Raw genomic sequence first — 23842 nt, 5'->3', positions numbered from 1 at the left:
TCATGACAGCAATTGCAGAGCCGCAAGGGCGGACATCCCTGCCGGACAAGGCGCAGCTGGAGCAACTTGTCCAGCAGGTACTGGACGAAGCGCGACGGCAGGGTGCCACTGCGGCGGAAGCCTCGGCCAGCGTGGGTTCGGGCCTGTCGGTGCAGGTCCGTAACGGTGCGGTGGATACCCTGGAACACCAACGGGACCGCTCGCTGGCAGTGGCTGTGTATTTCGGTCAGCGTCAGGGCACTGCCAGTTCGGCGGATTTCTCCCCGGCGTCCATCCGGGCAACGGTTGAAGCAGCCTGTGCAATTGCACGGCATACGTCGGAGGATCCGGCCCAGGGTCTTGCCGACCCGGAACTGCTGGCCCGGGATGTGCCCGATCTCGATCTCTACCACCCCTGGGCGCTCAGCCCCGATGACGCGGTGGAATTGGCCCTGAGCTGCGAGGCCGCGGCGCTGTCAGTCGATTCAAGGATAACCAAGTCGGATTCTGCCGGGGTGTCCAGCAACGTCAGCGTTCGGGTCTATGGCAACAGCCATGGTTTCATGGGTGGCTACCATGGGTCACGCCATGGCATGAACTGTGTGGTCATCGCCGAGGACGGCGGCGGCATGCAGCGCGATTACTGGTACACGGTGGACCGCGATGCCCAGCGACTTGACGCGCCAGAGGCAGTGGGGCGCAAGGCCGCGGACCATGCGCTGAAGCGGCTTGGAGCCGGCCAGGTGCCGACCCGCCGGGTACCGGTGGTCTACCACGCCACCATGGCGAGGGGGCTGCTCGGGCATCTGGTGTCAGCGGTGCGCGGTGGCAGCCTCTACCGCAAGGCCAGTTTTCTGCTGGACAGCATTGGCACCCCGGTACTCCCCAAGGGCCTGTCACTGACCGAGCACCCGCACCTGCCGCGCGCCCTCGGCAGTGCGCCGTTCGACAACGAAGGGGTTGCCACCCGGGAGCGGGATCTGGTCAGCGACGGCGTGCTCCAGGGCTATGTGCTGGACAGCTACTCGGCCCGCAAACTTGGTATGACCACAACCGGCAACGCCGGCGGTGTGCATAACCTGCATCTGCCGCCGGGTGACAGCGACCTGGACGGGCTACTGAACACCATGGGCGAGGGCATGCTCATCACCGAACTCATGGGGCAGGGGATCAACATGGTCACCGGCGACTACTCACGGGGTGCCGCGGGGTATTGGGTCGAGGGTGGCGAGATCACCAGGCCCGTGCAGGAAGTCACCGTGGCCGGCAACCTGCGGGACATGCTGCTGGGTATCCAGGCTGTCGGCAACGACGTGGATACCCGGGGCAACATTCACACCGGCTCCATCCTCATCGATGGCATGACCGTGGCCGGGTCCTGACAGGTGTATCAGGGTTCCTGCAGCTGGCGTTGCAGCCGCTGCAGGTGCTTTCGGGTGATCTCCTGGAAGCGCGGCGTGCTGCCCACATCCTCGTAGATTGGATCACCGTGCTCGTCTTCCGCCACGATGCGTTGCCCCTGCACATACGGGAAGGCGGCCTCCAGATCGTCCAGCGCAGCAGAGAGCAGATCGGTAATGAGGTCGCTTTCCGAACGCCCCGGAAACATCTCCTGCAAGGCTGAGAGCTTCGCGGCGTCATGGATGGACAGGCGCACCCGATACTCGTTGGCCGTCCGCAGTTCGCTGGCAGACTCTTCCCAGGCCTCGATGAGTTGCTTTACCTTCATTGGGTCAATGGCCTCCGTCAATAGCAACGTATCCCTAGTGCCCGAAACAGAAATGCAGCGAACTTCTGTGTCGGGACACTAGCTCATGGGTAACCCGCGCCGGGTCAGAGCGCAAGCCTTATTCCTGCTCCTCAAACCGGTTCTTCACCAGCGCCTCGATGGCGTCCAGCGCTGCCGAGGCATCATCACCTTCCGCCTCGACCAACAGTGTGGTGCCCCGGGCAGCGGCCAGCATCATCACACCCATGATGCTCTTGCCGTTGACGGTGCGATTCCCCCGAATCACCCGAACCTGACTGTCAAAACCCGAGGCAATGGCCACGAAACGGGCTGCCGCCCGGGCATGCAGGCCGAGCTTGTTGATGATGGTGATCTCGCGACGCTGCAGCTTACCTGCGCTGTCGCCGGCAGCTTGCTCATTCATTGGTCTGCACCATGACAACGCCATCCTGTCCGCCGGTCAGTGCCTTCTCGGCGAGTTCGTGCAGGGAGAGTCGCGGATAATTGAATACCCGGAGCAGCATGGGCAGGTTCACCCCTGCGATCACGCAGATGCGTTCCCGACGCGCGAGCCGGCAGGCCACGTTGCTCGGCGTGGAGCCATAGGCGTCGGTCAGGACCAGGACGCCGTCGCCGGTGTCCAGGGTTTCCAGCATCTGCACCGCATTGCGCTCCACGCCGTCGGGGTCGACATCCTGGGTCACGGCCAGGCTGCCTGTCTGGACCGGGCAGAAGCCCAGGGTCGACTTGGCCGTCTCCAGCAACTGCTGGCCGATGGCATTGTGGGTGACCAGCAGAATGCCCACGCTCATGAGAGTTCCCGGTGACGCATGGAGACCTGTCCGAATTGGCGGGCGAAGTGCGCGGCAAGGCGTTCCGACAGGTAGACAGAGCGATGCTGCCCACCAGTGCAGCCGATGGCAATGGTGAGATAGCTGCGGTTGTCCCGCTCGAAGGCCGGAATCCAATGAGCTAGAAAGTCCCGGATATGCACGTACATCTGCTCGACCTGGGGCTGTGCCTCAAGGTATTCGGCCACTGGTTGATCGCGCCCGGTCAGCGGACGCAGTGCCGGCTCCCAATGAGGGTTGGGCAAACAGCGGACATCGAACACGAAGTCGGCGTCCGCGGGCACGCCGTGCTTGAAGCCGAAGGACTGGAACAGGATGGACAGCCGGGCGTGATGACCGCCCAGACGCTCGTTGATGATATCCCGCAGCTGATGCAGCGTGGTGGTTGTCGTATCCACCAGCAGATCGGCCCGCTCCTGAATGGGCGAGAGCAGATGCCTTTCAACCGCGATGGCCTCGGCCAGCGGCCGATCGTCGGCGCTTAGCGGGTGGCGTCTGCGGGTTTCGCTGAAGCGCTTGATGAGTGTGGCGTCATCGGCGGTTAGAAAGACGATCTCCGTCTTGACCCCGTGAGCGCGGAGATGATCGAGAAAGCTTGGAAACTGTTGTAGATCCCCTGGCCGGTTGCGCGCATCAATGCCGACAGCGAAATCCTGGCCACCATCGGTGCCGAGCAGGCCGAGGTGCGCGCCCAGACCGGAGAGCAGGGAGATGGGCAGGTTGTCGATGCAGTAATAGCCGGCATCTTCCAGGGTGTGCAGCGCGACGGTCTTTCCAGAGCCGGACAGGCCGCTGACGATGATCAGGCGCCGGGCATCAGCCATGTCTCATCTCCCCATCGTGAGTCCGGGCTACGGCCTCCAGCAGCAACGGCAAGGGCCGACCGGAGGCAACCGGCAAGTGCAGTCGCCGCAGGCAGATGCCCCCCAGCGTGACTGCATCCCATTTGCCATGCAGACGTGGCCAGCTGGCCCATTGTTCCCTGGTTGGCTGCACGAGGTTAACCACGACGGCGATCTCACATTGGTCGGCGCAGCGTGTCTGCCGCAGTGGGCCAAGCCCGCGCACTTCGAGTAATCCGTGCAAGGCTGCGGGGGCATATCCGGTCAGACGGTCCGCCGTCACCGAGAGTTCTACCGCATCGTCTGCGACAAGCGTATGGCCGCGATCCATCAGCGCCAGGGCCAGATCGCTTTTGCCAATGCCGCTGTCACCAGTCAGCAGCACGCCTTTGTTGAAGATCCGGACTAAGGTCCCGGGGATGACGGTTGCCGTTGTCATGGCGCTGTCCGACAGCTCGGTCCGGTCCTGGTCGAATAAAATTCCGGGCATCAACCGTCGGCGGCCTGGTCGCCGTTCCAGGCCGTCAGCAGATCATGCAGGGCAGACGCCGAATCCGCTTCGCGCAGCCGGTTGCAGAATTCAGGGTCGCTGAACATCTCCGCCAGCCGCGCGAGGATCTGCAAGTGCTCGTCGGTAAAGTGCTCCGGCACGACCAGGGCAAACAGCAGATCCACCGGCTGTCGGTCGAAGGCATCGAAATCGATGCCTTCGGGAAGCTTGATGAAAGCGGCAGTGGCGGTATCGCTGCCTTCCACGCGGGCGTGAGGCAAGGCAACGCCTTTGCCAAGCCCGGTGCTCCCGAGTTTTTCGCGACTTATCAGCTTGTTGAAGATAGCGCCCGCGTTCAGACCGGCTGCTTCGCCCGCCACGAGTTCGCTGAGCACTTCCAGCCCGCGTTTCTTGCTGGATACGGCCACATCGCAGCCGATGCGGTCCTGGGTCAACAGGTCGGCAATCTTGATCATTGGTTTGCACGCCGGATCGCCGATCCGGCCCCGCCCCTGGGCAAACGGCCTGCCCGTTCAGTGTATGTCGACCGGAGATGCCGCCCAGGGCATCGCCGGCCAGCCTGGTCACTCCTCGAGATCACCACCGGCCGCTTTCGCCTGAAGGCCTTCGACTCGATGATGGTCGGTGAGTTTCTCCTTGTGCTTCTTCACCTGCCTGTCCAGTTTGTCGATCAGTGCGTCGATGGCAGCGTACATGTCTCCGGACACCGCGTCCGCGAACAGTTTCGCGCCGCCAAGCTGCAGTGTCGCCTCGGCCTTCTGGTCAAGTTTTTCCACCGTCAGAATCACGTGGGCGTCCACCATGTTGTCAAAGTGTCGCTCAAGACGGATGAACTTCTGCTGAACGTAGTCGCGGAGAGAATCGGTCAGATCAACGTGATGGCCCGTAATATCGACTTGCATGGCGCTCTCCTTAGTATCTCTTATTCAGGGCCCTGGGTGGGGGCGGCCGTTTACCGGGCCGACGACACCGCGCTCAGGCAATGCGCTTTCGTTCGTTGGATGAAGCGATGGCCATGGACTCCCGGTACTTCGCCACCGTGCGTCGGGCGACATTGATGCCTTCATCCTTCAGTATGTCCGCCAGTCGGCTGTCGCTGAGGGGTTTGCTCTCGTCCTCGTCGGCGATCAGTCGTTTGATGCGTGCGCGGATCGATGTTGCGGAGCACTCCTGACCGTCCACGGTATGGACATGGCTGGAAAAGAAGTACTTGAACTCGAATGTGCCCCTGGGGGTATACATGTATTTCTGGGTCGTGATGCGGGAGATGGTGGACTCGTGCATCTCCACCTCTTCGGCAACTTCCCGCAGCACCAGCGGCTTCATCGCCTCCTCGCCAAACTCGAAGAAGTCCTGCTGATGATTGACAATACATGTGGCGACTTTCAGCAGCGTGTCGTTGCGACTGCGCAGACTCTTGATGAGCCACCGTGCCTCCTGCAGATGCTGCCGTAGGGTCGTATTCTCGTTACTGCTGTCCGCCCGCCGCACCAGACTCGCATAATAACTGTTGACGCGCACCCGTGGCGTTGCCTCCGGGTTCAACTCGACTCGCCAGGCACCTTGAACCTTGCGCACGTAGACGTCCGGAGTCACATATTCGGCCTGCCGGTCACTGATCTGCGAGCCGGGCCGTGGATCCAGGGTGCGGATCAGCGCAAGGACGTGCTGCAGCTCTTCCTGATCGAGCTTCATGCGCCGGGTCAGCTGGGCGATCTGCCGGCTGCCGAGCAATTCCAGGTGCTGGTCAACGAGACGGATGGCCGGCTCCAGCCAGGGCGTGTCCGGCGGCAGGACCTGTAATTGCAGTAATAGCGCTTCCCGCGGGTTCACCGAGGCAACCCCCAGGGGATCGAAGCGCTGGATGAGATGGCGCACGGCCTCGACCTCATCAAGTTCGACTTCCCACTCCGGGGGTAGCGCTGCGAGGATGTCGTCCAGGCTGCTGCTGAGGTAGCCGTCGTCCCGCACCGAGTCGATGATGGCCTCGCCGATGGCGCGATCGCGCTCGTTCAGCGGACTCAGTTCGAGTTGCTCCTGGAGGTGGTCCTGCAGACTGCGACTGCTGCTGGAGCGGCTCTCCCAGGAGTCCATCTGCTCATCGCTGTCGCCGGCGCTGTAGCTGGTGGCTCCGTCATAGACGTCGTTCCAGTCGGAATCCAGGGGCAGGTCGTCGGGGATATCGTCGGGTGCGGTGTTGTTGGACTCGTCGACTTCCCGTTCGGCAACCTCGCGGCGGGCTTCATCCCGCTCCGCCTGCTGTCGGGCTTCGGCATCGTCCCCATCGCGGTTGTCGGCGATGGCTTCCTCGTCGATTTCGTCGTCGTGTTCACTCGCCGGTTCCAGCATGAGGTTGGAATCCAGGGCCTGCTGGATCTCGGTGCGCAGCTCAAGTGTCGATAGCTGTAACAGGCGGATCGCCTGCTGCAGCTGTGGGGTCATTGTGAGGGTCTGGCCGAGTCGAAGTTGTAGCGACTGTTTCATGGGCAGGGGGTTACCGGATTACATGGTAAATGGGCGCCGGAGCGGCGCTGCCATTGATCATGTAGCCTTTTTGTGGTGCCGGATTCCGCATGCATTCAACGTCGTGGCGAAGCGTCCGGATCATCGTAACGGAAAAGACAGGCGCTGAGAACAGCGCATGGCCCGAGTCTTGCGTGTCAACGGGTTCGCCGTGGCCATGATCACATGCGGAAACCTTCACCGAGGTAGACTTCCCGCACCCGCTGGTTGGCCAGAATGTCTTCCGCGCCGCCTTCGGCAATGACTTCCCCACCGCTCAGAATGTAGGCACGCTGGCAGATGCCGAGGGTCTCGCGCACATTGTGGTCCGTGATCAGGACGCCGATTCCCCGGGCGGCCAGGTGGCGGATGATCTCCTGAATATCCAGGACGGAAATGGGGTCGACCCCGGCGAAGGGTTCATCCAGCAGAATGAAACGCGGGTTTGCCGCCAGCGCGCGGGCAATTTCCACACGGCGCCGCTCGCCCCCGGACAGGCTGATGCCCATCTGGTCGCGCAGGTGACTGACGTTGAACTCGTCGAGCAACTCACCCACCCGGTCTCGGCGCTGTTGCCGGTTGAGTTCGGGCCGGGTCTCGAGAATGGCCATCAGATTGTCGGCAACGCTCAGTTTGCGGAACACCGAGGCTTCCTGGGGCAGGTAGCCGACACCACGCCGGGCCCGTACATGCATGGGCAGTCGGGTGATGTCCTTGCCATCCAGTTCGATGCGACCGCCGTCGGTGGGCACGAGGCCCACCACCATGTAGAAGCAGGTTGTCTTGCCAGCGCCATTGGGCCCGAGCAGGCCCACCACCTCACCCGTATTCACCAACAGGGATGCGCTACGCACCACGACGCGCTTGCGGTAACTCTTCTTGATGTCCACCACGCGAAGCGTGCTATCGGCTTCAGCGGGCACAGCGCTCATTCTTCATCCTCGGGGAACAGTGTGATGCGGATGCGTCGGCCGGTATCGTCATCGCCCCGGGCATTGACGACCTCGGTTTCCAGATTGTATTCGATGACCTCACCGGTGAACTCGTTGCGCCCGCGGGTGATGCGGCCGCCGTCCATGAGGATGATCCGTTCCGGTCCGGTGGCAAAGTACTCCATGCGCGGCGCATCGGCCCTCACCAGCGCCGTGCCGTCGTCGGGCTGCTGGGTATAGACGGCGGGGCGGCCCTCGACGATGACCCGGGAGAGCTCGCGACCCTCGCGGGTGGTGTGCACCGTCATGCGGTCGCCGGTGATCTCGCGCAACCCCTGGGTCATGACCACGTTGCCGGTATAGACGCTGACCCCGGAGACATTGTCTATTTCTGCTTCGTCCGCATCCAGGTAGATCGGTTCGGCCGCAGCGGCGCTCGTCAGTACCAAGGCAAGGACTGAAAGTGCAAGTCGGCCCAGGAGCCGATTAGTCGACGGCAGGTTCATATACGCCTCTGACCTCCGAGAGCATCTCGATCTGTTGTCTGTCCAGGTAGCCCCGCACGCCGATCCCGCTGATGCGCAAGCCGTCCCGGTAGTAAACGGCGTACTGGTCGGTTTCAGCGTAGCGGGCCTGCGGGCGAAGGTAGACTTCAGAGGTGTCGATGTTGGCTTCAAGGTTCTCGTCGCTGGCCTCGCGGCGAATGGTGACGTCGCCTTCCAGCATGGCTTCGGTGACGCTGTTCCACGCCCGGCCGCGCTCCGAGCGCAGATGCCACGGCGAGCCGGATTCGGTGTAGTAGATCATCCAGGGCTGTTGTACCCGCCAGAGGTCATCGTCCATGAAGTGCGTCATGGTGTCGCCCTGCAGCCGATAGGTTCGGACGCCCTGTTCATCGGTGGCATCCAGGGTGAAGTTCTCGACGAAGTAATCCGGCGTGCGCTCCCGCTCGAGACTGTCCGGTGCGACCACCGGGTCCACCGTGTCCTCGTCGAGTATCCACCAGCCTGCAGCGGCGATGACCAGCCCGGCCACGATGCGGAACACCCAGCGCCTATGCATGGCCGTAGCGCTCCAGAATCGCCTGCAGGCTGCCCTGGGCGGCGAGGATCAGTTCGCAGGCTTCCCGCACCGCGCCCCCACCGCCCTCACGCTCTGCGCACCAGTGGGCATGAACCTGCAGGGCCGGGTGCGCGTTCGGCACGGTGAGCGCAAGCCCAGCCTGGCGCAGCACTGGCAGGTCGATGAGGTCATCCCCCATGAATGCCGCGTGCGTCGGGTCAAGCTGCAAATCGGCGAGCAGCCCCTTCCAGGTGGCAAGCTTGTCGTTCACCGCGGTGTGGACGTGGGGAATCCCCAGGTCCGCCGCCCGGCGGCGGAGGGGGTTCGAGTCGCGAGCCGTGATCAGGGCCACGGCAATGCCGGCGCCGAGCAGCAGACGAAGGCCAAGGCCATCGAGAATGTTGAAGGGTTTGAGGCTCTCTCCGCTGTCGCCGTACCAGATCGTGCCGTCCGTCAGCACGCCGTCCACGTCCAGTGCCAGCAGGCGAACCCGGGCCGCCCGGGCGAGCACGTCGTCGGAGGGCCGGCGGAACATCACCGGCAGCGAAGTATCCATCACACCACCCCGGCGCGAAGCAGGTCGTGCATGTTGAGCGCGCCGATCACGCGGCCGTCCTGATCCAGGACCACCAGGGCGTTGATCTTGTGTTCCTCCATGAGATGCAGCGCTTCCGCTGCCAGTGCGCCGCGCTGGATGGTACGTCCGCCGCGGGTCATGACCTCGCGGACCCGCGTGTCATGGACATCGACGCCGCGATCCAGGCTGCGGCGCAGGTCGCCATCGGTGAATATGCCCACCAGCCGGTGGTCGTCATCCAGCACCGTGGTCATCCCCAGGCCCGTGCGGCTCATTTCCAGCAACGCGTCCCGAAGCGGTGCGTCGGCACCGATCCGGGGCAGGGCGTCGCCGGTATGCATGATATCGTCGATCAGCAGCAGTAGCCGGCGTCCCAGTCGACCTCCGGGGTGGGAGCGGGCAAAGTCCTCGGCGGTGAAGCCCCGGGCCTCGAGCATCGCCACGGCGAGCGCGTCGCCCATGGCCAGTGCCGCCGTCGTGCTCGAGGTGGGGGCCAGATTCAGGGGGCAGGCCTCCTGGGCAACGGAGACGTCGATGTTGACACTGGCCGCCTGGGCCAGAGTCGATGCCGGATTACCGGTGAGGCTGATCAGAGGGACCCCCAGTCGCTTGATCAGCGGGAGTATGGTGATGATTTCCCCGGTTTCGCCGGAGTTGGACAGGGCCAGCACCACGTCCTGAGCCGTGATCATGCCGAGATCCCCGTGACTGGCCTCGCCGGGATGGACAAAGAAGGCGGGCGACCCGGTGCTGGCCAGGGTCGCGGCAATCTTGCCGCCGATGTGGCCTGATTTGCCCATGCCCAGCACGACAATCCGGCCCCGGCAACCGAGCATGTATCGACAGGCCGCAACGAATCCGGCGTCAAGCCGCTCCCGCAGGGCAAGGATGGACCCGGCCTCTAGCTCCAGGACGCGGCCGCCAAGCTCGCGGAGCTGGTCTGCGTCGTAGTCTGTCTCGCCGGCGCTCGCCATGGCGACCGGTCCTCCCTGTCGTGCCGGATTAGGGACGTTGTGGCTGCTGCCGGGCATTGTCGGCTGCGGCCGGGGGCGGTGCAAGTCAGGTGTGGGGCAGGGCAAACAGGATTGCCTGGTAGAGCAGGTAGGCCATTACCAGGCACAGGCCACTCAGCCGCCCGATACCCTGTCTGGTCAGCAACAGCAGCCACAGGATCACCGTGAGCGCCGTCATGACACCGTAGTCGCGCAGCAGCTGGATCAACCCGAGTTCCGTTGGCCGGATGGCCACGGCGAGGCCGAGGACGGCGAGCAGGTTGAACAGGTTGGAGCCAAGGATGTTGCCGATGACCAGCGCAAACTGTCGCTGGCGGACGGCGGCGATACTGGTGGCCAGTTCCGGCAGGCTGGTCCCCAGGGCGACGATGCTGAGTCCGATTACCAGGTCGCTCACACCGGCCATGCGCGCCAGGTTCGCGGCGGCGACCACCAGTATCTGGGCGCTGACGAGAAGTATGCACAGGCTGATCACCAGCCAGAGTATGGTGCGGCCTACCGGGCCCGGGTTCGGTACCGCGTCGGTCACGTTGAGTTCGCCGCGCCGAGCCCGCATCGTGAACCAGATCAGGATGCCGACCAGGGTGGTCAGGAGCAGGACGCCGTCCAGTCGGCCCAGTTGGCCGTTCAGAAGGAGTGGAACAATGGCCAGCGTCACAACCAGCAGGGTGAGCAGCTCGGTTCTGACGCTTCGCAGGGTGGCAAGCACCGGCGTGACCAGCGCGGCAATACCGAGAATGAGCGCGATGTTGGCGATGTTCGAGCCCAGCGCGTTGCCGATGGCAAGCCCCGTGTTGTCCGCGTAGGCGGCCAGGGCGGATACCAGCATTTCCGGCGCCGAAGTACCGAACCCGACGATCACCAACCCCACCAGGACCATCGGCATGCCCAGGCGCAAGGCCAGCCCCCCCGCTGCGGCGACGAAGCGATCCGCGCTCCAGGCCAGCGCCAGGAAGGCGCACAGGATCAGGGCGAGATTGAAGGCGATGGTCATGGGCGTGTCGGGCTGCTCTTCCTGTGTATTTGACTACCGATCAGGCTTCAAAGGATACTCGGCGACCAAACCGCTATGCGCCCAGAAGGTTAAGCCTTGGCCAGCCCCGCCGACGACATTCTGATAGATGTTCGCGATCTGCACTTTCGGCGGGGCGATCGGGTTATCTTCGATGGCGTGGACCTGCAGATCCGTCGGGGCGAGGTCAGCGCCATCATGGGCCCCAGCGGTACCGGCAAGACGACGCTGTTGCGCCTGATCGGCGGCCAGCTCAAGCCGGATCAGGGCACCATCCACGTGGAAGGCCAGAATGTCCACACCATGTCGCTGCGCGAACTCTACGCCATGCGGCGACGGATGGGTATGCTGTTTCAGAGCGGCGCCCTGTTCACGCACCTCACCGTCTTCGAGAACGTTGCCTTTCCCCTGCGCGAGCACACCCGGTTGCCGGAACCGGTGCTGCGCGATCTTGTGCTGATGAAGCTCGAGGCCGTCGGCCTGCGTGGCGCGCGGGATCTGATGCCCGGGGAGCTGTCCGGTGGCATGGCGCGGCGCGTGGCCCTGGCGCGCGCCGTGGTGCTGGACCCCACGATGATCATGTACGACGAACCCTTCGCCGGACAGGACCCCATCACGATGGGCACCCTGGTGAGTCTGATTCGCCTGATCAACGACACCCTGAAGCTGTCCAGCATCATCGTGTCCCACGACGTGGCAGAGACCTCGCAGATCGCCGATCGCATCTTCGTGCTGTCCGAGGGTCGGGTGGTGGAGTCCGGCTCACCGGAAGAACTGGCCCAATCCGAGTCCGCCTGGGTGAGACAGTTCTTCAACGCCCTGCCGGATGGGCCAGTACCCTTTCATTATCCCGCACCGGGGCTGGGTGACGATTTGCTGGGGCCGCGGCGATGATCAGGCTGTTCGGGTTTCTCGGCAGCTGGACTCTCTCAAGCCTGGGGCGTCTGGGCAGGGGGACCGTGTTTCTCGGTTACGCGTTGCTTGGTATACCGGGCCTGCTGCTGCGGCCGCGGCTGGTCATTCAGCAGCTCTATGCCATTGGTGTGCTGTCGCTGCTTATCATTATCGTGTCCGGCACCTTTGTCGGCATGGTGCTGGCCTTGCAAGGCTACAACACACTGGTGGCCTTCGGCGCCGAGCAGTCGCTGGGCGTGCTGGTGGCCCTGTCCCTATTGCGCGAACTCGGTCCGGTCGTCACGGCGCTGCTGTTCGCCGGGCGCGCCGGGTCCGCCCTGACCGCCGAAATCGGCCTGATGAAAACCACCGAACAGCTCTCCAGCATGGAGATGATGGCGGTGGACCCCATGCGCCGCATCATTGCGCCACGGTTGTTGGCCGGTTTCATTGCCATGCCCTTGCTGGCAGCGATATTCAGCTTTCTGGGCATCATGGGCGCGCATATCGTCAGCACCGTCGCACTGGGCGTGGACGATGGAGCATTCTGGTCGCAGATGCAGGCGGCGGTGGATTTTCGTGATGACGTCATGAACGGCGTTATCAAGAGTCTGGTATTCGGGTTCGTGGCGAGCTGGATTGCCGTCTACGAGGGCTATGATGCGCAGCCCACGTCGGAGGGTGTGAGTCGGGCGACCACGCGTACCGTTGTACATACGTCCCTGGCAGTGCTGGGGCTGGATTTTGTGCTGACCGCGGTCATGTTCGGCTGATCGGGCGCTGTTGCGGAGCGGGGATACGAGTATGGGCAAGCAGCGGATCATGGAGATCTGGGTCGGGGTGTTCGTCGCCGGTGGCTTTGCGGCGTTGTTCGGCCTGGCCATGCAGGTCAGCAATATCCCGGTGTTCCAGAGCGTCGAGGGCTACAACGTCCAGATGCGCTTCGACAACATTGGCGGCTTGCGGGTGCGGGCGCCGGTGACCATGGCTGGTGTGCGGATCGGCCGCGTCAGCGACATTCGTCTTGATCCCAGCAGCTACGAGGCCGTGGTCACGGTGACCATCGAGCGGCGCTTTGATCAGATTCCCGAGGACAGTGACGCCCGTATCTACACCTCCGGGCTGCTCGGCGAGCAGTATGTAGCCATCAACCCCGGTGGCGGCGTGGACTGGTATCTGGCCGACGGTGACGAAATCTTCCAGACCCAGGGCGCACTGGTGCTTGAACGGTTGATCGGTCGCTTCTTGACCAGCATGGGTGATGACTAGTGTCCCGCCCCACTGACACCGCTCGCTTGCAGGCGCAAGCCGACGGTCACTGGTTGGTCACCGGGGCCCTGGTGCTCGATACCGTGCCTGCGCTATGGGCCGAGCGGAATAGGCTGCTCAAGCCGGGCCAGACAGTCCTCGACCTCCAGGGTGTCGATCGTGCCGATTCCGCGGGTGTGGCGCTGCTGGTGTCCCTGCTGCGGGAGGCCCGCACGAGCCAGACCAGCCTCGAGTTTGCTAACATACCCGCCCAACTGCGGAGCTTGGCCCGCGTGTCGGGGGTAGACGACCTGTTGCCTGAATCCCGCACTTGAGGCAGAGTCCGTCGTCGCCGCGGGCAATTCGGCCCGTCGGTACGTGTATCTGTTGGGTGGCAAGCATGATGGACAGCGAAAGAATCAAGCAACTGATCGAGGCCGGCCTCCCGGACTGCCATGCCGAGGTCGACGGAGACGGACACCATTTTCAGGCGATCATTGTCTCGCCCGTGTTCGAGGGCAAGCTGATTCTCCAGCAGCACCGCCTCGTCAAGGACGTGCTCAAGCAGCACTTCGATTCCGGAGAGCTGCACGCGCTCTCCATGAAAACGCTCACCCCGGAGCAATCGCGGGCCGGCCAGAGCTGAGAGCCCGGCGCCTGGGGATTGACGCCTAACCAGGCTGAATCCATGGAAAAACTCATTATCTATGGCGGTCGACCGCTGAATGGCTCGATCCGTGTGTCGGGTGCCAAGAATGCGGCGCTGCCGATCCTTGCGGCAACGCTGCTGGCCGACTCCCCCATGACCATCGGCAACGTGCCGCATCTGCATGACATCACCACGACCATGGAGTTGCTGGGTCGGATGGGTGTGCGGCTGACGGTGGACGAGCGCATGGCCATCGAGGTGGACCCGCGTTCAATCACCACCTTTGCAGCACCTTATGAACTGGTGCGCACCATGCGTGCCTCGATCCTGGTGCTCGGGCCATTGCTGGCCAGGTACGGTGAGGCGGATGTGTCACTGCCTGGCGGTTGCGCCATCGGTTCGCGCCCGGTGAACCTGCATATCGATGGCCTTGCGGCCATGGGCGCGGACATCCAGGTGGAGGGCGGCTATATCAAGGCACGGGCCAAGCGGCTGAAGGGCGCGCGCATCGTCATGGATCTGGTCACCGTCACCGGCACCGAGAACCTAATGATGGCGGCGACCCTCGCCGACGGCACTACGCTGATCGAGAACGCGGCCCGCGAGCCGGAAGTGGTGGACCTGGCGGATTGCCTCAATGCCATGGGCGCGGATATCAGTGGTGCCGGAACCGATGTGATTACCGTTCGGGGTGTGGATCGCCTGCATGGCTGCCATTACGAGGTGCTGCCCGACAGGATCGAGGCGGGTACCTACCTGGTGGCGGCGGCGATGACCGGCGGCAGCATTCGCCTGCGTGATACGCGGGTGGATATCCTCGACGCAGTGTTACAGAAGTTGCGGGACACCGGTGCCGAGATCGATGCCGGGGAGGACTGGATCAGCCTCTCCATGCCCGACGGCCGCCGACCCAAGGCGGTGAGCCTGCGCACCGCACCTTACCCGGCATTTCCCACCGACATGCAGGCGCAGTTCTGCGCGCTGAACGCGGTGGCCGAGGGCACGGGCACGGTGACCGAGACCGTGTTCGAGAACCGCTTCATGCATGTGCTTGAGATGCAGCGCATGGGCGCCAATATCAAGGTTGAGGGCAACACCGCGATTTGTACCGGTGTACCGGTGCTGGAGGGGGCCCCCGTCATGGCCACCGATCTGCGCGCCTCCGCAAGTCTGGTGCTGGCTGGCCTGGTCGCCGAGGGTGAAACCACGGTAGACCGCATCTACCACATCGACCGCGGATACGAATGCATCGAGGAAAAGCTTGCCCAACTCGGCGCGCACATCAGACGGATGCCCGCATGAGCAACGGTTTGACAATTGCCTTGTCCAAGGGGCGCATACTTGAGGATACCTTGCCGCTGCTTGCTGCTGCGGGCATTGAACCCACGGAGGATCCGGAGCGCAGCCGCAAGCTGGTGCTCGATACCAATCAGCCCGACGTGAAGCTGGTGATCCTGCGGGCGACCGATGTGCCCACCTACGTGCAGTATGGCGCTGCCGACCTGGGCGTGGCCGGCAAGGACGTATTGATGGAACATGGCGGGCGGCATCTCTACGAGTTGCTTGATCTGGGTATCGCCCGTTGCCGGCTCATGGTTGCCGGGCGGCCGGGAGCCAACGCGGGTAACGGCACCTTGCGTGTGGCCACCAAGTTCGTGAATATCGCGCGGCGATATTTTGCCGGTCAGGGTCGTCAGGTGGAGACCATCAAGCTCTACGGATCGATGGAACTGGCACCGTTGGCGGGGCTGGCGGATCTGATCGTCGACCTGGTGGATACCGGCAACACCCTGCGCGCCAACGGGCTTGAGCCACTGGAGCACATCGCCGATATCAGTTCCCGGCTGATCGTGAACCGGGCATCAATGAAAATGAAACACCAACGCATCAAGGCGCTGGTCGATCGACTGGGCGAGGCCGTGTCGGAAGCGGGCACGGCGCGGCCCGAACACTAGGCAGGAGTCACCCATGCTGGAAATCACCCGTCTGAGTACCACGCAACCGGATTTTCCGGAGGCCTTGCGACGCCTTGTGGACTGGGAAGCGGCGGATGCGCATCGGGTCCAGGAAGTGGCGGCGGGCATCCTCGCCGACGTGCGCAAGCGTGGCGATGCCGCCGTGCTGGAGTACGGCGCACGCTTCGATCGCCTGCATGTGGACAGTGTCCGCGAGCTGGAAATCGATCATGCTGCCCTGAAGTCCGCGTTCGATTCGCTGCCCGCCGATCAGCGTGAAGCGTTGCAGGTGGCCGCCGATCGCGTGCGTGCCTACGCCGAACGGCAGAAAGTGGAGAGTTTCAGCTTCGAAGAGGCTGATGGCACTCGGCTAGGACAGAAAGTGGAGCCGCTGGACCGGGTCGGTATCTACGTGCCCGGTGGCAAGGCGGCCTACCCGAGTTCGGTGCTGATGAACGCCGTGCCGGCGGCTGTCGCCGGCGTCTCCGAGATCATCATGATGGTACCGGCGCCGGATGGTCAGCTCGCTCCCATGGTGCTGGCGGCGGCCTATCTGGGCGGTGTGACCCGGGCCTTCCGTATCGGTGGCGCCCAGGCGGTGGCCGCTCTGGCATACGGCACGGAGACGGTGCCCGCCGTCGACAAGATCGTCGGCCCGGGCAACGCCTATGTGGCCGAAGCCAAGCGCCAGGTGTTCGGTGTCGTCGGCATCGACATGATCGCCGGGCCGTCGGAAATCCTCGTCGTCTGCGATGGCCACACCGACCCCGAGTGGATCGCCATGGATCTGTTCTCCCAGGCAGAGCACGACGAGGACGCCCAGGCCATCCTGGTGTGCCCGGACCCCATGTACCTGGACCAGGTGCAGCAGGCCATGGAGCGGCTCCTGCCGGGCATGGAGCGCTCGGATATCATTCGCACGTCCCTTGCCCGTCGTGGGGCGTTGATCTGCACCCGCGATCTGACAGAAGCCGTTGATGTGGTCAACACGGTGGCACCGGAGCATCTCGAGCTATCGGTCGCCGAACCTGAAAAGATGGCAGACAGCGTCCGCCATGCCGGTGCGATCTTCCTCGGTCGCCACACGGCGGAGGTATTGGGTGACTATGTGGCCGGACCGGATCACGTATTGCCCACTTCACGAACGGCCCGCTTCGCATCGCCGCTGGGTGTCTACGACTTCCAGAAACGCACCAGCCTGATCCAGTGCTCTCCGGCGGGCGCCGCTGCCCTGGGGCGGCATGCCAGTGTGCTCGCCCGCACCGAAGGCTTGACCGCCCATGCCCGCTCCGCCGAATACCGGGTGGAGGCGTCTGGGCGTGGCTGAACCGTCCGGCACTATCGAACGGCTGGTCCGCCCCGCCATTCGCGGAATGCGGGCCTATCATGTCGCCGACCCCGGAAGACTGATCAAGCTTGATGCCATGGAGAACCCCTATCCATGGCCGCCGTCGTTGGTGACGGAATGGCTGAAGGCGGTGGGCGCGGCGCAGCCCAATCGCTATCCCGATGCCAGCGCCGGTGCTCTGAAGAAGCGCCTGTGTCGGGAACTTGGTGTGCCGGAGCAGGCTGGCCTGATACTGGGCAACGGCTCGGATGAGCTGATTCAGTTGCTGGGCATGGCGCTCGGCGGGGAAGGGCGCAGTGTGCTCTCACCGGGGCCGAGTTTCGCCATGTACCGGATCATCGCCGGCTTCACGGGTATGGCCTACCATGAAGTGCCCCTGCGCGGAGTGGATTTCTCCCTGGACGGCGACGCCTTTCTCGCCGCCATCGCCGAGCACCAGCCAACCCTGATCTACCTGGCCTACCCGAATAATCCCACCGGCAATCGATTCGACGCCGCACTGATCGACCAGATCCTGGATGTGGCGCCAGGTGTTGTGGTGCTTGACGAGGCCTACCACGCGTTCTGCGGTGCGAGCTACATGGATCAGCTCATCCGTCGTCCCAATCTCATGGTGATGCGCACTGTGTCGAAAATGGGTCTTGCGGGCCTGCGGCTTGGATACATGGCCACGCATCCGGACTGGGCGGTGGAACTCGAGAAGTGCCGTTTGCCCTATAACGTCAACGTGCTCACCCAGATCAGCGCGAGCTTCGCGCTTGATCACGTGGCGGTATTCAATGAGCAGACCGCCTGTATTCGGCGTGATCGGGAGGTGCTCCACAAGGCGCTTGTCGGTGTTAAGGGCCTGCAGGTCTGGCCCAGCGAGGCGAATTTCATCACCTTCCGCGTCAGCGGGGGAGGCGCCGGAGTGATTCATCGCGGCTTGATGGAGCAGGGCGTGCTGATCAAGAACCTTGATGGCAGTCATCCGCTGCTGAAGGACTGCCTGCGCGTCACCGTGGGCACGCCCCAGGAGAACGAGCGTTTTCTGGAGGCACTGGAAGGCGTCCTGGCTGGTTGAGACGCGGCGAACTTCTCTAGCGATTCAGGAGTCGCGCTGCGGGCCGTTCCACGACCCGGAGGTTCCAGTCGCGTTCCTCGCCACTGCTGAGGCCTTCGATCCGGGCCTCTTCTCCCGGGTGAATTTCGGTAATCAGGTGTAGCAGATCCTGCACGTCGCCGACCTGCTGGCCATTGATGCGGAAGATGACATCTCCCGGCTCCAGGCCTGCAGCGGCTGCCGGGCCGTCGCGCATGACGCCGGCAACAATCACGCCGCGTGCACCATCCAGGCCGAAGCCTTCCGCCAGGCTGCCGCTCAGATTCTGGACTTCGACGCCCGCCCAGCCGCGGATCATGCGGCCATGCTCGATGATGCTCTCCATGACCCCTCGTGCCAGCCGGGCCGGAATGGCGAAGCCGATCCCATGGGAGCCGCCGGAACCACTGAAGATGGCCGTGTTGATGCCTACTACGTCCCCGTGGGCGTTGATCAATGCGCCGCCGGAGTTGCCGGGATTGATGGCCGCATCCGTCTGGATGAAATTCTCGAAGGTCGACAGACCAAGCTGGCTGCGGCCGGTGGCGCTGACGATACCCTTGGTCACCGTCTGACCGACGCCAAAGGGGTTGCCGATGGCCAGCACCACATCGCCAACTCGCAGTTCATCCGACCGTCCCAGGGTGATCACCGGCAGCGGCTCCAGCCGCACATGGAGAACGGCGAGATCGGTTTCCGGATCTGTGCCCACCACCGTGGCCTGGGACGAACGGCCATCCTGCAGCGCTACCTGAATTTCATCCGCGCCCTCCACCACATGATTGTTGGTGAGGATGTAGCCGTCGCTGGAGATGATGACCCCGGAGCCCAGGTTGGTCTCGGTGCGCTCCCGCTCCCGCTGCTGGTCGCCGAAGAAGCGGCGGAAGAACGGATCATCCTCGAAGGGGTTGTCCCTGCGCACCACGCGTTTGGCGGTGAAGATGTTCACCACGGCAGGTGCCGCCGCGTCCACGGCATCGGCGTAGGACACCGGGCCTTCCTCGCGTACCATGCGGCCGTCCTGCGAGGCACCGGCTGGTGCTTCGCGTACTTCGACCACGTTCACCGGGCGATGGGGCGGTTCCAGCGTACCGGGAAACAGCCACAGGATCAGTGCGGCAAGGCCCGCGCCGGCCAGTCCGTAAAGCAGCAGAAAGCGAACGAATCGGGCGGCGGTCATAGTCGAGGAGTCGCTGATACCATGTGGGTGGAGCTTTGGTGATGTGCAGGCCTGATGGCGTTATTGTACCAGCGATTCGCGGTATCGGGCCCGCGATTGCGTCGTATCAACGAGATTAAAAGGGGGTGATAGCGGATCATGGTGACCAATCAGCAGTTACAGAGCACGATCGATGACTTGCTGAACGCTGGCGCATTCTCGGATTACGCGCCCAACGGGCTGCAGGTGGAGGGGAGGCGGGAGGTCAAGCGGCTGCTGAGCGGGGTCACGGCATCCCAGGCCCTGCTGGACCAGGCGCTGGCCTGGGATGCGGACGCCATCCTGGTCCATCACGGCTACTTCTGGCGCGGGGAGGATGCCAGGGTGGTGGGGATGAAAGCCCGTCGCCTGTGCACACTGCTTGGCCATGGCATCAACCTCTTCGCCTACCATCTGCCGCTGGATGCCCACGAAAAACTCGGTAACAACGCACGCCTTGGTGCGTTGCTTGGTATTGAGCCCGAAGGCCGCTTCGACACCGGAACCGCCGTTCCGCTGGGCTGGCATGGTCGCCTGCCGGAGCCGATGTCCCTCCAAGCGTTCGTGGGGCGCGTTGAAGATGTGCTAGGCAGGCGGCCAACGGTGGTTGATGGTGGTGAGCACGTCGTCGAGCGCGTTGCCTGGTGCACAGGGGCTGCCCAGGGCTTCATCGATGGTGCTGCGGACGTCGGGGTGGACTTGTACCTGTCCGGTGAGATTTCCGAACCCACTGTACACGTCGCCCGGGAGCGGGGGCTTCATTATCTCGCCGCAGGCCATCACGCTACGGAACGCTATGGCGTGCAGGCACTGGGTGAGCACCTGGCTGATCAGTTCGGACTGACCCACCGCTTCGTCGATGTGGACAGCCCGGCCTGAACGGGCTGGTGAGCTGCGGGAACTTTTGTTTCAGCCTGTCGTCAATTCCCAACGCGATCGTCGGAGTTCTGAATCGCTTGGTCGGATCGGACAAATCTTGCCTGACGGGTTCGTTGTGCGGCATGTGAGGGGCCTGCGCCTTGACCTCTCCATCCTGATGTACGATCCTTGTGCGCCGTGCGAGCGCGGGGCGAGCGTGTCTGCAGCGGATGCTAGTCCTACCGAACGCTGTTCGTCTTTCAAATCCGGTCCGTTTGTCTTAACCCAATCAGGGGGTCGTACATGAATCAGGATGGCGCGGCTAACGGCAGACGCCGCTTCCTCACTGCCGCGACTACGGTCGTGGGGGGTGTAGGCGCAGCGTTTCTAGCGGTCCCGTTCCTTACCTACTGGCGTCCGAGTGCACGCGCCCAGGCGCTGGGTGCACCGGTGGAGATCGACGTCACCGGCCTGGAGCAGGGGCAGCTCATCAATGTGTCCTGGCGGGGGCGCCCTGTGTGGGTATTTCGTCGCACCGAGGAGCAGCTCGAGGCGCTCGAGGAAATTGCCTCCGAGCTTCGCGATCCCGACTCTTCCTCGGGGCAGCAGCCCGAATATGCGCGTAACCGGCATCGCTCCCGGGAGCCTGAAGTGATGGTGCTGGTGGGTATCTGCACGCACCTTGGCTGTTCGCCCCAGTTTCGGCCGGATGAGCGGCCCTCGGGTGTGGACCGCGAGTGGAGGGGCGGCTTCTACTGCGGCTGTCATGGTTCCTTCTTCGATCTCGCCGGCCGCGTCTACACGGGCGTACCGGCCGCGCTGAATCTGGAAGTGCCGCCGCACTACTACATCGACGAGAATACCTTGCTGGTGGGTGAAGATAACGGAGGGGCTGCCTGATGAGTGAGACAAGAGCCGGCAGTGGCGGTGGCGTCATCGGGTGGATTGACGATCGCTTCCCGCTGACGAAAATGTGGCGGGAGCACATGGGCGATTACTACGCGCCCAAGAACTTCAACTTCTGGTATTTCTTCGGTTCGCTGGCACTGCTGGTACTGGTCATTCAGCTCATTTCCGGTATCTGGCTCACCATGAACTACATCCCGGCCGGGGATCGCGCTTTCGAATCCGTCGAGTACATCATGCGTGATGTGGATTACGGCTGGCTGATGCGGTACATCCATAGCACCGGGGCATCCGCCTTTTTTGTGGTTGTCTATCTGCACATGTTTCGTGCGCTCATGTACGGCTCCTACCAGAAGCCGCGCGAGCTGCTCTGGATCTTCGGCGTGTTGATCTACGTTGTGCTGATGGCTGAGGCCTTCTTTGGCTACATCCTGCCCTGGGGTCAGATGTCCTACTGGGGTGCCCAGGTCATCATTTCCCTGTTCGGCGCCATCCCCGTGATCGGTCCGGAACTCGCCATGTTCGTGCGCGGCGACTTCGTGATCTCCGAGATCACGCTGAACCGCTTGTTCGCCCTGCACGTGGCGGCCCTACCACTGGCGCTGATCTTCCTGATCGTGGCCCACATCCTGGCGCTCCATGAGGTCGGGTCCAATAACCCCGACGGCATCGAGATCAAGGAAAAGAAGGGGCCGGATGGCAAGCCTCTTGATGGCATCCGGTTCCACCCCTACTACACGGTGAAAGATCTGGCCGGCTATGCAGGCTTCCTGATCCTGTTCTCCGTGGTGGTCTTCTTCATGCCCGAGTTCTTCGGCTACTTCCTGAAGCCACCGAACTTTGTCGAGGCGAACCCGACGGTCACGCCGGAGCATATTCCGCCGGTCTGGTACTTCGGCGCCTACTACGCCATGTTGCGCGGTATTCCGGATACCTTCGGCGGCGTGATGGTCATGGGGGCCGCCATCGTGATCCTGTTCTTCCTGCCCTGGCTGGACCGGGGTCGGGTGCGCTCGATCCGCTATCGCGGCCTGAGCTTCAAGATCGCCCTGGGGCTGTTCGCCGCAGCCTTCGTGCTGCTGACCTGGCTGGGTACGGAGCCGGCCGGGTCGTGGAACATCATCCTCTCGCGAGTGGGTACGCTGATCTATTTCGGCTATTTCATTTTCCTCTTCGTCTACACGTTCTTTAATCTCGAGCAGACGAAGCCGGTACCAGAACGGGTGACGATGAAATGAGACGACTCATACTGTGCATGATGCTGGCCATCGTCCCCGCGGGTGCCATCAACGCTGCCGGGCCTTCCGGTAGCTACATGAGCGCTGATGTGGATCCGTTTGATACGGAGTCCCTGCAGCGGGGAGCGAGGCATTTCGTTAACTACTGCATGGCGTGTCATGAAGCCCACATGATGCGTTATAACCGCATTGGTCGGGATCTCGGGATCAGCGACGAGATGTTGCAGGAGTACCTGATCTTCACGCCCGACACGGAAGTGCACGACACCATGAGGAATGCGATGTCGAGCGAAGACGCGGAAGACTGGTTCGGCGCCGCGGCACCTGACCTGACGCTCTACGCGCGGGCTCAGGGTGCGGATCGGCTGTATACTTTCCTGAACAGTTTTTATCGCGACGACAATCAGCCGTGGGGAGTCAACAACCTCGTGGTTTCCGGTGTCTCCATGCCGCATGTACTGCAATCGCTGCAGGGTCTGCCTGAGCCGGTCTACGAGGAGCGTAACGGCTCAATGGTGGTTGCCGGGCTGGAACTGCCATCGAGTGCGGCAGGTATCCTGAGTGCCGCCGAGTACCGGGCCATGACCCGGGACCTGACGAACTTTCTCGATTACGTGGCAGAGCCAGTCAAGGCCGAGCGTCAGCGTCTCGGTTTCCGCGTGATCATATTCCTTCTGATCTTCTTCGGCGTTGCCTACCTGCTCAAGCGCGAGTACTGGAAGGACGTGCACTGACACGTAAGCGGCCCGGACATTCGTCCGGGCCGTTTCCGCATCGCACTCACTTGGAGCGCCTAATGGTAGCAGTCAGCAAACGGTCCGTAATGACCCTCTATTCCGGGGCAACCTGTCCGTACAGCCACCGAATCAGGCTCGTGTTGGCGGAGAAGGGCATCACGGCCGATATACATCATGTTCCAGTTGATCAGGTGCCGGAAGAGCTTGCCGAACTCAACCCCTACGGCAGCCTTCCGACCCTGGTGGACAGGGATCTCGCTCTTTACGACACACGGATCATCGTCGAGTATCTGGATGAGCGATTTCCGCATCCGCCATTGATGCCTGTCGATCCCGTCTCGCGAGCGAAGGCGCGCCTCGCGCTGCATCGCATTGAGCAGGATTGGTACACTTTGCTCGCGGATCTCGAGAGCGGAACGCGAGCGGCCGCGGACCGGGCACGCAAGCAACTGCGCGAGAGCCTGATTGCCAGTGATGAGTTGTTTACCGTGGCCGATTTCTTCCTCAGTGAAGAGCTCAGCGTCATGGATTGCGCACTGGTGCCGCTGCTGTGGCGCCTGCCGCGTCACGGTATCGACCTGGGTGATGACTCGCCTGCACTGGTCGCCTATGTCGAACGCATGTTTGCGCGAGAGGGCTTCCAGCTCAGTTTGAGTGACGCCGAGCGGACGATGCGCGGTTAGCCTGATTCGCATAAGATCAGCTGTCCGGATTATCCAG

The 23842-nt window shown here is 63.2% G+C and carries 30 protein-coding genes; 15 read left to right on the top strand and 15 right to left on the bottom strand.

Annotation, left to right across the window (positions count from 1 at the left end; translation table 11 throughout):
• Positions 1–2 precede the first annotated feature (2 nt).
• Entirely contained in the window at positions 3–1361 is a 1359-nt protein-coding gene (gene pmbA / locus J2T57_RS04960) for a metalloprotease PmbA (RefSeq protein WP_253475169.1), read from the top strand.
• 8 nt (positions 1362–1369) lie between these two features.
• On the opposite strand, the gene J2T57_RS04955 is transcribed toward pmbA, so the two are convergent.
• The 14 genes from J2T57_RS04955 to J2T57_RS04890 form a co-directional block, all read right to left on the bottom strand.
• Positions 1370–1708: a UBA domain-containing protein gene (locus J2T57_RS04955; protein WP_253475166.1), complete on the bottom strand. Its 339-nt coding sequence runs from the start codon at positions 1706–1708 to the stop codon at positions 1370–1372.
• 118 nt (positions 1709–1826) lie between these two features.
• Positions 1827–2096: an HPr family phosphocarrier protein gene (locus J2T57_RS04950; RefSeq protein ID WP_253475707.1), complete on the bottom strand. Its 270-nt coding sequence runs from the start codon at positions 2094–2096 to the stop codon at positions 1827–1829.
• Between the two features lie 28 nt (positions 2097–2124).
• Positions 2125–2520: a PTS sugar transporter subunit IIA gene (locus J2T57_RS04945; protein WP_253475163.1), complete on the bottom strand. Its 396-nt coding sequence runs from the start codon at positions 2518–2520 to the stop codon at positions 2125–2127.
• A complete protein-coding gene (gene rapZ, locus J2T57_RS04940; RefSeq protein ID WP_253475160.1) occupies positions 2517–3383 on the bottom strand; it encodes an RNase adapter RapZ in 867 nt (288 codons plus the stop codon). Before rapZ ends, J2T57_RS04945 begins: the two co-directional genes overlap by 4 nt.
• Positions 3376–3840, bottom strand: coding sequence for an HPr kinase/phosphorylase (locus J2T57_RS04935; RefSeq protein ID WP_253475157.1), 465 nt, complete (start codon positions 3838–3840; stop codon positions 3376–3378). The genes rapZ and J2T57_RS04935 overlap by 8 nt, the downstream gene beginning before the upstream one ends.
• Positions 3841–3890: 50 nt before the next feature.
• A complete protein-coding gene (ptsN, locus tag J2T57_RS04930; RefSeq protein WP_301289136.1) occupies positions 3891–4367 on the bottom strand; it encodes a PTS IIA-like nitrogen regulatory protein PtsN in 477 nt (158 codons plus the stop codon).
• Between the two features lie 108 nt (positions 4368–4475).
• The gene (gene hpf, locus J2T57_RS04925; RefSeq protein WP_253475154.1) at positions 4476–4814 is read right to left on the bottom strand and encodes a ribosome hibernation-promoting factor, HPF/YfiA family; all 339 of its coding nucleotides are present in this window, start codon (positions 4812–4814) and stop codon (positions 4476–4478) included.
• A 73-nt stretch (positions 4815–4887) separates the two neighbouring features.
• Positions 4888–6396, bottom strand: coding sequence for an RNA polymerase factor sigma-54 (locus J2T57_RS04920; RefSeq protein WP_253475151.1), 1509 nt, complete (start codon positions 6394–6396; stop codon positions 4888–4890).
• Between the two features lie 200 nt (positions 6397–6596).
• Complete coding sequence (lptB, locus tag J2T57_RS04915) at positions 6597–7346, bottom strand: LPS export ABC transporter ATP-binding protein (RefSeq protein WP_253475148.1); 750 nt, start codon at positions 7344–7346, stop codon at positions 6597–6599.
• Positions 7343–7795, bottom strand: coding sequence for a lipopolysaccharide transport periplasmic protein LptA (lptA, locus tag J2T57_RS04910; protein ID WP_253475145.1), 453 nt, complete (start codon positions 7793–7795; stop codon positions 7343–7345). Before lptA ends, lptB begins: the two co-directional genes overlap by 4 nt.
• A gap of 37 nt (positions 7796–7832) precedes the next feature.
• Positions 7833–8408 (bottom strand): LPS export ABC transporter periplasmic protein LptC, encoded by a 576-nt coding sequence (gene lptC, locus J2T57_RS04905; protein ID WP_253475142.1) that lies wholly within the window; start codon positions 8406–8408, stop codon positions 7833–7835.
• Positions 8401–8964 carry a KdsC family phosphatase gene (locus tag J2T57_RS04900; RefSeq protein WP_253475139.1) on the bottom strand — a complete coding sequence of 188 codons (564 nt, stop codon included), beginning with the start codon at positions 8962–8964 and terminating at the stop codon, positions 8401–8403. The genes lptC and J2T57_RS04900 overlap by 8 nt, the downstream gene beginning before the upstream one ends.
• A complete protein-coding gene (locus tag J2T57_RS04895) occupies positions 8964–9959 on the bottom strand; it encodes a KpsF/GutQ family sugar-phosphate isomerase (RefSeq protein WP_253475137.1) in 996 nt (331 codons plus the stop codon). The genes J2T57_RS04900 and J2T57_RS04895 overlap by 1 nt, the downstream gene beginning before the upstream one ends.
• An 85-nt stretch (positions 9960–10044) precedes the next feature.
• On the bottom strand, positions 10045–10992 hold the full coding sequence (locus J2T57_RS04890) for a calcium/sodium antiporter (protein ID WP_253475134.1): 948 nt from the start codon (positions 10990–10992) through the stop codon (positions 10045–10047).
• 96 nt (positions 10993–11088) lie between these two features.
• Here J2T57_RS04890 and J2T57_RS04885 point away from each other — a divergent pair, with 96 nt between their 5' ends.
• From J2T57_RS04885 to hisC, 9 genes are all read left to right on the top strand, one after another.
• Positions 11089–11904, top strand: coding sequence for an ABC transporter ATP-binding protein (locus J2T57_RS04885; RefSeq protein WP_253475131.1), 816 nt, complete (start codon positions 11089–11091; stop codon positions 11902–11904).
• The gene (mlaE, locus tag J2T57_RS04880; RefSeq protein ID WP_253475128.1) at positions 11901–12677 is read left to right on the top strand and encodes a lipid asymmetry maintenance ABC transporter permease subunit MlaE; all 777 of its coding nucleotides are present in this window, start codon (positions 11901–11903) and stop codon (positions 12675–12677) included. The genes J2T57_RS04885 and mlaE overlap by 4 nt, the downstream gene beginning before the upstream one ends.
• Before the next feature lie 31 nt (positions 12678–12708).
• Positions 12709–13173 carry an outer membrane lipid asymmetry maintenance protein MlaD gene (gene mlaD / locus J2T57_RS04875; RefSeq protein WP_253475125.1) on the top strand — a complete coding sequence of 155 codons (465 nt, stop codon included), beginning with the start codon at positions 12709–12711 and terminating at the stop codon, positions 13171–13173.
• Between the two features lie 26 nt (positions 13174–13199).
• Positions 13200–13487: an STAS domain-containing protein gene (locus tag J2T57_RS04870; protein WP_253475122.1), complete on the top strand. Its 288-nt coding sequence runs from the start codon at positions 13200–13202 to the stop codon at positions 13485–13487.
• A 65-nt stretch (positions 13488–13552) separates the two neighbouring features.
• Positions 13553–13798 (top strand): BolA family protein, encoded by a 246-nt coding sequence (locus J2T57_RS04865; RefSeq protein ID WP_253475119.1) that lies wholly within the window; start codon positions 13553–13555, stop codon positions 13796–13798.
• A 42-nt stretch (positions 13799–13840) separates the two neighbouring features.
• On the top strand, positions 13841–15103 hold the full coding sequence (gene murA, locus J2T57_RS04860) for a UDP-N-acetylglucosamine 1-carboxyvinyltransferase (RefSeq protein ID WP_253475116.1): 1263 nt from the start codon (positions 13841–13843) through the stop codon (positions 15101–15103).
• Complete coding sequence (hisG, locus tag J2T57_RS04855; protein WP_253475112.1) at positions 15100–15756, top strand: ATP phosphoribosyltransferase; 657 nt, start codon at positions 15100–15102, stop codon at positions 15754–15756. The genes murA and hisG overlap by 4 nt, the downstream gene beginning before the upstream one ends.
• 13 nt (positions 15757–15769) lie before the next feature.
• Positions 15770–17083 (top strand): histidinol dehydrogenase, encoded by a 1314-nt coding sequence (gene hisD / locus J2T57_RS04850; RefSeq protein WP_253475109.1) that lies wholly within the window; start codon positions 15770–15772, stop codon positions 17081–17083.
• Positions 17076–18167: a histidinol-phosphate transaminase gene (gene hisC, locus J2T57_RS04845; RefSeq protein WP_253475106.1), complete on the top strand. Its 1092-nt coding sequence runs from the start codon at positions 17076–17078 to the stop codon at positions 18165–18167. Before hisD ends, hisC begins: the two co-directional genes overlap by 8 nt.
• 16 nt (positions 18168–18183) lie before the next feature.
• Here the strand turns inward: hisC and J2T57_RS04840 are convergent, their stop codons facing one another.
• Complete coding sequence (locus J2T57_RS04840) at positions 18184–19365, bottom strand: S1C family serine protease (RefSeq protein WP_253475103.1); 1182 nt, start codon at positions 19363–19365, stop codon at positions 18184–18186.
• A gap of 138 nt (positions 19366–19503) precedes the next feature.
• Between J2T57_RS04840 and J2T57_RS04835 the strand changes: the two genes are divergently transcribed.
• From J2T57_RS04835 to J2T57_RS04815, 5 genes are all read left to right on the top strand, one after another.
• The gene (locus J2T57_RS04835; protein WP_301289133.1) at positions 19504–20262 is read left to right on the top strand and encodes a Nif3-like dinuclear metal center hexameric protein; all 759 of its coding nucleotides are present in this window, start codon (positions 19504–19506) and stop codon (positions 20260–20262) included.
• Between the two features lie 282 nt (positions 20263–20544).
• The gene (petA, locus tag J2T57_RS04830) at positions 20545–21141 is read left to right on the top strand and encodes a ubiquinol-cytochrome c reductase iron-sulfur subunit (protein WP_253475100.1); all 597 of its coding nucleotides are present in this window, start codon (positions 20545–20547) and stop codon (positions 21139–21141) included.
• Positions 21141–22385 carry a cytochrome b gene (locus J2T57_RS04825; protein WP_253475097.1) on the top strand — a complete coding sequence of 415 codons (1245 nt, stop codon included), beginning with the start codon at positions 21141–21143 and terminating at the stop codon, positions 22383–22385. Before petA ends, J2T57_RS04825 begins: the two co-directional genes overlap by 1 nt.
• On the top strand, positions 22382–23119 hold the full coding sequence (locus J2T57_RS04820) for a cytochrome c1 (RefSeq protein WP_253475094.1): 738 nt from the start codon (positions 22382–22384) through the stop codon (positions 23117–23119). Before J2T57_RS04825 ends, J2T57_RS04820 begins: the two co-directional genes overlap by 4 nt.
• Before the next feature lie 62 nt (positions 23120–23181).
• On the top strand, positions 23182–23805 hold the full coding sequence (locus J2T57_RS04815; RefSeq protein ID WP_253475091.1) for a glutathione S-transferase N-terminal domain-containing protein: 624 nt from the start codon (positions 23182–23184) through the stop codon (positions 23803–23805).
• The last annotated feature ends 37 nt before the right edge of the window (positions 23806–23842 follow it).

The sequence above is a fragment of the Natronocella acetinitrilica genome, from assembly GCF_024170285.1.
Lineage (GTDB): Bacteria > Pseudomonadota > Gammaproteobacteria > Nitrococcales > Aquisalimonadaceae > Natronocella > Natronocella acetinitrilica.
This window is presented reverse-complemented; position numbering and strand designations above follow the sequence as displayed.